Source organism: uncultured Senegalimassilia sp., from assembly GCF_934632265.1.
Taxonomy (GTDB): domain Bacteria; phylum Actinomycetota; class Coriobacteriia; order Coriobacteriales; family Eggerthellaceae; genus Senegalimassilia.
This window is the reverse complement of record NZ_CAKTYH010000088.1, coordinates 1-8,211: the sequence shown is the minus strand read 5'-3', so window position 1 is coordinate 8,211 and position 8,211 is coordinate 1. Positions and strand designations below refer to the sequence as shown.

At 64.2% G+C, this 8,211-nt stretch carries 6 protein-coding genes and 2 pseudogenes; all 8 read left to right on the top strand.

The annotated features are described in order from the left end of the window. Positions 1-375, top strand: a 375-nt coding sequence (locus Q0H50_RS07050) for an ABC transporter permease subunit (protein ID WP_294420860.1), incomplete at its 5' end; no start/stop codon positions are given. 284 nt (positions 376-659) lie between these two features. After that, the gene (locus Q0H50_RS07045; RefSeq protein WP_294420858.1) at positions 660-2,003 is read left to right on the top strand and encodes a glutamine synthetase family protein; all 1,344 of its coding nucleotides are present in this window, start codon (positions 660-662) and stop codon (positions 2,001-2,003) included. 37 nt (positions 2,004-2,040) lie between these two features. Further along, the gene (locus Q0H50_RS07040) at positions 2,041-2,712 is read left to right on the top strand and encodes a winged helix family transcriptional regulator (protein WP_294420856.1); all 672 of its coding nucleotides are present in this window, start codon (positions 2,041-2,043) and stop codon (positions 2,710-2,712) included. Between the two features lie 93 nt (positions 2,713-2,805). Next, entirely contained in the window at positions 2,806-5,436 is a 2,631-nt protein-coding gene (gene polA, locus Q0H50_RS07035) for a DNA polymerase I (protein ID WP_294420854.1), read from the top strand. 223 nt (positions 5,437-5,659) lie between these two features. Further along, positions 5,660-5,965 carry a 50S ribosomal protein L21 gene (gene rplU / locus Q0H50_RS07030; RefSeq protein WP_042433842.1) on the top strand — a complete coding sequence of 102 codons (306 nt, stop codon included), beginning with the start codon at positions 5,660-5,662 and terminating at the stop codon, positions 5,963-5,965. Positions 5,966-5,983: 18 nt separating this feature from the next. Beyond that, positions 5,984-6,235 carry a 50S ribosomal protein L27 gene (gene rpmA, locus Q0H50_RS07025; RefSeq protein ID WP_042433844.1) on the top strand — a complete coding sequence of 84 codons (252 nt, stop codon included), beginning with the start codon at positions 5,984-5,986 and terminating at the stop codon, positions 6,233-6,235. Positions 6,236-6,412: 177 nt separating this feature from the next. Then, positions 6,413-7,750: pseudogene (obgE, locus tag Q0H50_RS07020) on the top strand (GTPase ObgE). Then, a pseudogene (locus tag Q0H50_RS07015) lies at positions 7,750-8,211 on the top strand (glutamate 5-kinase); the annotation flags it as partial. The pseudogenes obgE and Q0H50_RS07015, both read left to right, overlap by 1 nt.

The window sequence follows — 8,211 nt, the reverse complement described above, 5'->3', positions numbered from 1 at the left end:
AGCCTGTTCCAGCAGCGCACCGTCTTGCGCAACGTCACCTTCCCGCTCGAGCTTCGCGGCGAGAAGGGCGAGGCCGCGCAAAGCTTCGGCGCGAACACCTGGCAGATCGTGTGCAAGGTCATGCTGCGCGAAAGCCTGCCCAGCCTGGTGCGCGGCGCCTCCATCACCGTCATCACCTTGTTCGGCTATACCGCCATGGCCGGCGCGGTGGGCGCGGGCGGCATCGGCGACATCGCCATCCGCTACGGCTACCAGCGCTACCTGGGCGACGTCATGATCGCCTCCATCGTGCTGTGCATCGTGCTCGTGCAGGTGTTCCAGTCCATCGGCGACCTGGTCGCACGACTGGTGGACAAGCGCGTCCGCAGGTCCTAGGGCCTTCGCTCCCTCGCTCTAGCGGGCGTTGCGCGCTATGTCGTGCGCAAGCTTGTGTTGAAGGGCATCAAACGGTATCAAGGCCGCCTATTCAGGCGGCCTTTTCCGTATCTGCGGGCAGGAATCGGCCAAGCGTCGCGCTGCCGATGCGTTGCGTTGCGATCGGCCTCGACAATGCTTCGGGCGCGTAACGTGTTGGCAACATGCGCTGATATAATCATCCTTTAAGAAGTTGTCAGGATCAGCGCCGCCGCATGGCCTGGCGCGCGAAGGAGGAACCGTTCATGGCTTCCAACCCGGAACAGGATTTCGTTCTGAAAACCATCAAAAGCCGCGATGTGCACTTCGTGCGCTTCTGGTTCACCGATGTGCTCGGCAGCATGAAATCGTTCGCCGTCATCCCCAGCGAGCTTGAGGACGCCTTCGCCGACGGCATGGGCTTCGACGGCAGCTGCATCGAGGGTTTCTGCCGTACCGAGGAATCCGACATGCTGGCGTTCCCCGATGCCTCCACGTTCCAGGTGCTGCCGTGGCGCCCTGAGAGCAACGCCGTCGCCCGCATGTTCTGCGATATCCGCACACCCGACGGCAAGCCCTTTGAAGGTGATCCGCGCCATGTGCTCGCGCGCGTGGTGGGCAAGGCCCAGGACATGGGGTATGTGTTCAACGTCGGCCCCGAGGTGGAGTTCTACTATTTCAAGGACGCCGAAGGCACCGAGCTTTTGGACCGCGGCGGCTATTTCGACCTGACCAGCTTGGATTACGCCAGCGACCTGCGACGCGACACGGTGCTCACCCTTGAGAAGATGGGCATCCCCGTGGAGTACAGCCACCATGAGAACGGCCCCTCCCAGCACGAGATCGACCTTCGCTTCACCGATGCCCTGTCCATGGCCGATGCGGTCATGACCTACAAGCTGGTGGTGAAGGAGATCGCCATGAAGCACGGCGTGTACGCGTCCTTCATGCCCAAGCCCCTTTCCGATGCGCCTGGCAGCGGCATGCACGTGCACATGAGCCTGTTCGATTTCGATGGCGGCAACGTGTTCTTCGACCCCGACGACCCGCAGGGCTATCATCTGTCGGCCACCGCGAAAAGCTTCCTCGCGGGCATCCTGAAGTACGCGCCCGAGTTCGCTCTGATCACCAACCCCTGCGTCAACTCCTACAAGCGCCTGCTCGCCGGCGGCGAGGCACCCATCTACCTTTCCTGGGCCCGCGCCAACCGCTCCACGCTCGTGCGCGTGCCCGGCTATCGTCCCAACCGTGAGATGGCGTGCCGCCTGGAGCTGCGCAGCCCCGACCCCAGCGCCAACCCCTATCTCACCTTCGCGGTTATGCTGGCAGCTGGCTTGGCCGGCATCGAGGAGGGCCTTGAGCCCCCGGCGCCGGTCGAGGATCGCGACCTGTTCACCCAATCGCGCCAGGAGCTGCGCCGCCAAGGGTTCCGCACGCTTCCCGAAAGCCTTGGCCAGGCCGTCGAGCTGTTCAGCGCCTCGAAGCTCATGCGCGAAACCCTGGGCGACCACATCTGCGATTACCTGGTGGAAGCCAAGCAGGCCGAATGGGACGAGTACCAGTCCAACGTGTCCACCTGGGAGCTTGACCGCTACCTGGCGGTTCTGTAGAGGTGCGCGGGATGCGACGTAAGGAGGTGCGCTAACAATGAGGAAAACGGTCATATTCATCGCCGACAGCCTTGATAACGCCCACAAGTTCCAGCAGGTGCTTTCGGGTCTGGACGTCGATGTCGCGGCGGGGTCTTCGGTGCAGTTCAAGAAGCTGCTGTCCCAGCATCCTTCCTATGACCTGGTCATCTACGAGGCGCGCGCCGATGCGCTGGCAACCTTGTCGCAGGTGGAGTCGGTGCTGCTCGAAGATGGGTCGGCCTCTCTGCTGGTCATCGTCAACGAGGCGCAGCTTTCCGAGTTCCGTCTTCCGGTGCAGGTGAAAAGCGATTTCGTCGTCCACGGCGCCGGGTGCGAGGAGTGCGCCGCGCGCATCCGCCAGCTTTTGTGGCCGGGCAACGAGAGCACCTCGACCGATTTCGTGACGGTGGACAATATGACCATCAACCTGGCCACGTACCAGGTCACGGTGGGCGGGGAGCCGCTTGATTTCACGTACCTGGAATACGCGCTGCTGGCGTTCCTGGTCACCCATCCGGGCCGCACCTACAGCCGCGATGCCCTGCTGCGCCGCGTGTGGGGCTTCGACTACTACGGCGGCAGCCGCACCGTCGACGTGCACGTCAGGCGCGTGCGCGCCAAGCTCGGTCCCGAGCTTTCGCAACATCTGGAAACGGTGCGCGGCGTCGGCTACCTTTGGAGCGCGTAGCCGGCAAGCGTGCTTGTCTGATGCGGTTGGCGCCGCTTTCCCTTCGCCGCTTATATAATGGAGGGAAAGCGCAACCAACCTGAAGGAAGCCTTATGCCTGAGAAGAAAGTGGCCGTCATCGACGGCAACTCGTTGATGCACCGCGCCTTCCATGCGGTGCCGCCGACCATGAACGCCCCCGACGGCACGCCCACCAACGCGGTGTTCGGCTTCATAGCCATGCTGCTCAAGTTCATCGACATCTCCAATCCCGACGCCATCGTGTGCGCCTTCGATGCCGGGCGCCCGAAGTTCCGCACCGAGGCGCTCGAGCAGTACAAGGCCCAGCGTCCTCCCATGGACCCGGGCCTGAAGGCGCAGTTCCCCATCATCGAGGAGCTGCTCGAATCCATGAGCATCCCTGTGGTGCGCGTGACGGGCTGGGAAGGTGACGACATCCTGGGCACCGTTGCGGCGCGCGATGAGGAGCTGGGTTATCGCACGTTGTTGGTCTCGGGCGATAAGGACGTCTACCAGCTGTGCTCCGAGCTCACGCACGTGGTCACCACGCGCAAGGGCATCACCGATGTGGCCATCTACGGCCCCGGCGAGGTGCGCGAGCGTTACGGCGTGGAGCCTTCGCAGTTCCCCGACTTCCTGGGCCTTAAGGGCGACAGCTCCGACAACATCCCCGGCGTGCCGGGCGTGGGCGACAAGACCGCGGCGAAGCTGCTGGGCGCCTACGGCAGCCTTGAGGGCATCTACGAGCATATCGACGAGCTGCGCGGCAAGCAGAAGGAGCGCATGGAGGAAAACCGCGAGGCGGCGTTCACCAGCCGCAAGGTGGCAACCATCGTGCGCGACCTGGATTTCCCCCTGGACCTTGAGGGCGCGGCGTTCCCGGCGTTCAGCGCGCAGGCCGTCACCGAGGCGTTCTCCAAGTATCGTTTCAACTCTCATCTGACGCGCGTGCTCAAGCTGGTGGGCGAGGCCCCCAAGCGCGAGTCCGCCGCCATCGAGGTAGGCCAGGTGCTGCGCGGCGAAGAGGCCGAGAAGCTTGTGGATGCGGTTTTGGAATCGGGCGAGCAGGTGGGCGTGGCCATCGTCGACCCCGAGCAGGAGTCGCTGTTCGGCGGCGGGTCGGTTGTGGCGGTGTCCGCTTCGCAGAGCTGCGCCGTGTTTACCGATGATGCCGCGTTCTCCCAGCTTGCGCGTTTGATTGCCGGCGGCAGCTTCGCCGCGCTCGACGTGAAGGAGGCCGCGCATCGCGTCTATCCCGCCGACAACGCCCTTCCCGCGCTGGTCGATGATGGGCAGCTCATGTCCATGCGCGCCTTCGACCTGGGGCTTGCCGGATACGTTTTGAACTCGTCGGTGTCCGAGTACACCTACGACGTGCTGCTCGATACCTATATGGGAGGCGTGCTGCCCGAGGCGAAAACCGACGAGCAGCGTGCAGCCGCCCAGGCCGCCGCGGCGCGCGCGCTGGTCGGCCCGCTGACGCGCGCCCTCAAGGACGAGGGTTCCGAGCGCGCCTATTTCGACATCGACCTGCCGCTTGTGGCGGTGCTCGCCATCATGGAGCGCACGGGCGCGGCCATCGACGTCGAGCGCCTCGCGCAGCTGGGTGCGTCCACGGGCGGGCAGATCGAAAGCCTGCGCACGCAGATCTTCGAGCTTGCCGGTCAGGAGTTCAACGTGGATTCCCCCAAGCAGCTCGGGCGCATCCTGTTCGAGGTGCTCGGCCTGCCCGCGCGCAAGAAGACCCAGCGCGGCTATTCCACCGACGCGAAGGTGCTCAAAGACCTTGCCGAGATCCACGAGCTTCCCGCCCTTGTGCTGCGTTATCGCGAGCTGGCGAAGATCAAGTCCACCTACATCGACGCGCTGCCGCGCATGCGCGCCGGCGACGGGCGTGTGCACTCCAGCTTCAACGAGACCGTCACCACCACCGGGCGCCTGTCGTCTTCGGACCCCAACCTGCAGAACATCCCCGTGCGCACGCAGTTCGGGCGCCACATCCGCGAGTGCTTCATCCCGCTCGAGCCGGGCTGCAAGTTCCTTTCGGCGGACTACTCGCAGATCGAGCTGCGTCTGCTCGCGCACCTTTCAGGCGACGAAGCGCTCGTCCAGGCGTTCACCAGCGGTGCCGACTTCCATGCCTCCACGGCGTCGCGCGTGTTCGACGTGCCCATCGACCAGGTCACGCCCGAGCAGCGCAGCCGCGCCAAGGCGGTGAACTTCGGCATCGTCTACGGCCAGCAGGCGTTCGGCCTGGCGCAGAGCTTAGGGATCTCCATCGCCGAGGCGAAGGGCATGATCGACCGCTACTTCGAGGTGCACCCCGGCGTGCGCGCTTATCTCGATGAAACGGTCGAGCAGGCCCGCGCCAACGGCTATGCGGAAACCATGTTCGGGCGAAAGCGCCATATCCCCGAGCTGCACGCCGCCAACGGCAACACGCGCGGCTTCGGCGAGCGTACCGCCATGAACCATCCCATGCAGGGCAGCGCCGCCGACATCATCAAGCTTGCCATGCGCCAGGTGCAGCAGCTCCTTATGGAAGAGGGCTTCAAGGCCCGTTTGCTCGTGCAGGTGCACGACGAGCTGGACTTTAGCGTGCCCGATGGGGAAGTGGAGGCGCTCTCGGCCATGGTCCGCGATGTCATGGAGCATGTGGCGGAGCTCAAGGTGCCCTTGCTCGCCGACATCTCGGCGGCCGATACCTGGGCTGAAGCGCACTAGCTTGTGGGCATTCCGTGAAGCGCAGCGGTAATGCGGGAAAACCCGGCAACGCCGCCGCGTGTGTCCACAACATCTGGTATCATATCGAATGTTGTGCCCGAGGAGGCGCAACGGAAATAAGTGCGATGATACGCGGAGACTGTGCATAGGATCGCTTCGTTGACTTGCTACGGTCGCGCTGCTAAGCTATCGCCTTGCGTTTATTTCGAAAGTAGGAGAAAACATGTACGCAATCGTGAAAACGGGCGGCAAGCAGTACAAGGTTGCCGTCGGGGACAAGCTCAACATCGAGAAGCTGGACGCCGAGGTCGGCGCCACCGTCGAGCTTCCGGTCATCTGCTTCGTCGACGGTGCCACCGTCGAGGCCGATCCGGCCAAGGCAGCTGCCAAGAAGGTCACCGCTGAGGTCGTCGAGCAGTTCAAGGGCCCCAAGCAGCTGGTGTTCAAGTTCAAGAAGCGCAAGAACTACAAGAAGCTGCGCGGCCATCGCCAGCAGCTCACGCGCGTTGAAATCAAGTCCATCGCTTAATTGTAAGGAGGGAATGAAATGGCACATAAGAAAGGTCTCGGTTCTACCCGTAACGGCCGCGATTCCCACGCAAAACGACTGGGCGTGAAGATGTTCGCCGGCCAGCAGATCAAGACGGGCCAGATCATCGTCCGTCAGCGCGGCACCAAGTTCCATCCCGGCGACAACGTCGGCCGTGGCAAGGACGACACGCTGTTCGCTCTGTGCGACGGCACGCTGGAGTTCACGCGCGGCGTGAAGCGTCGCGTGCATGTCCGCCCCCAGGCGTAGCACAAGCCGCACGCGTGTGCGTGGCATCTATGCATTCGCAAAGCCCCCTGCCTTGCAGGGGGCTTTTTTCGTATACAATCAGGCGATACACGCAATCCGAAAACCGATGGAGGTCACATCGTGTTCATTGATAAGGTCCGAATCCACGTCAAGGGCGGCGACGGCGGCGCCGGCTGCATGTCGTTTCGCCGTGAGGCCCATGTTCCCAAGGGCGGTCCCGACGGCGGCGACGGCGGTCATGGCGGCAACGTGGTGCTTGAAGCCGATGCCAGCGTTTCTTCGCTGATCGACTACCGCTTCAAGCATCACTTCAAGGCCGAGCGCGGCACGCACGGCAAGGGTAGCCGCATGCACGGCGCCACGGGCGACGACTTGGTGCTCAAGGTGCCGGTAGGCACCGTGGTCCACGAGTACTTCGAGGATTCGAAGGAAACCGGCGAGCTTATGGCCGACCTCACCCACGACGGCGAGCGCATCACCGTGGCCGACGGCGGCATGGGCGGCCGCGGCAACATCCACTTCGTCACCTCCACGCGTCGCGCGCCGGCGTTCGCCGAGCTCGGCGAGCCTGCGCAGGAGCGCTGGATCGAGCTCGAGATGAAGCTCATGGCAGATGCGGCGCTCGTGGGCATGCCCTCCGCCGGCAAAAGCTCGCTCATCTCGAAGATCTCGGCGGCCCGTCCGAAGATCGCGGATTACCCGTTCACCACCCTTGTGCCCAACCTGGGTGTGGCGCGCTCGGGTGACTTGAGCTTCGTCGTGGCCGACATCCCCGGCCTCATCGAGGGCGCGCACGAAGGACGCGGCCTGGGGCATGAGTTCCTCCGCCATATCGAGCGCACGGCGCTCATCGTGCACGTGGTCGACCTTACCGGCGACTGGTAGGGCCGCGACCCGCTCGAGGATTACAAGATCATCAACAACGAGCTGGCGCTTTACGCCGACGAGCTGGCGGCGCGCCCGCGCATCGTGGTGGCGAACAAGATCGACGTTGCGGGCACCGAGGAGGCGCTTGAGCGTCTGAAGGCGCAGGTTAAGGCCGATTCCATTGCCGCTGCCGGCGGCAACGAGTTCGCCCCCAGCCCCATCGACCCGAAGGTGTACTGCATCAGCGCGCTCACCGGCGAGGGCGTGGACAGCCTGAAAGCCGCAATCGCCAACCAGGTCCACGAGCATCGCGAGCAGGCTCGCCAGGCCGAGGCATCCGACGTGCAGTACGAGCACGTCTGGGAGCTTAAGCGCGAGGCCCGCGACAAGCGCTTCACCGTTCGCAAGCTCTCCGAGGGCGTGTTCCGCGTGGTGGGCACCCAGGTCGAGCGCATGGTGGTGCAGTGCGATTGGGAAAACGAGGAGGCTGTGGTGTTTCTGCAGCATCGCCTCAAGCGCGTGGGCGTCGAGGAGGCGCTCGAGAAGGCAGGCGCCGTCGATGGCGACGAGATCCGCATCTGCGGGCGCGCCTTCGAGTTCGAATCCACCAGGACGGCCGCCGATCTGTTCGAGGAGCTTGATATCTAATGGAGCAGCTGGATGCTAAGGCGGGCGCTGCACGGCGCCTGGTCATAAAGATCGGTTCTTCGACGCTCACCACGTCGGAGAGCAGCATCGATTACGAGTACCTGGCGGCGCTTGCCGACCAGATCGCGAAGGTGCGGGCCGCCGGTTGGCAGCCCGTCATCGTGACGTCGGCCGCCATCGCGTGCGGCCTTGAGGCCCTGGGCATCCAGAAGCGCCCCAGCGACATGCCGAGCCTGCAGGCTGCGGCATCGGTGGGGCAGTCGGCTTTGGCCACGGCGTATGCCGAGGCGTTCGCGGCCCACGGTATCGTCACTTCGACGGTTTTGCTGACCCGTCGCGATACTGCCGACCGTCATGCGTATCTGCACGCCCGCAACACGCTTCTGCGCTTGCTGGAGCTGGGCGTGGTGCCCATCATCAACGAGAACGACACCGTCGCCGTCGAGCAGATCAAGTTCGGT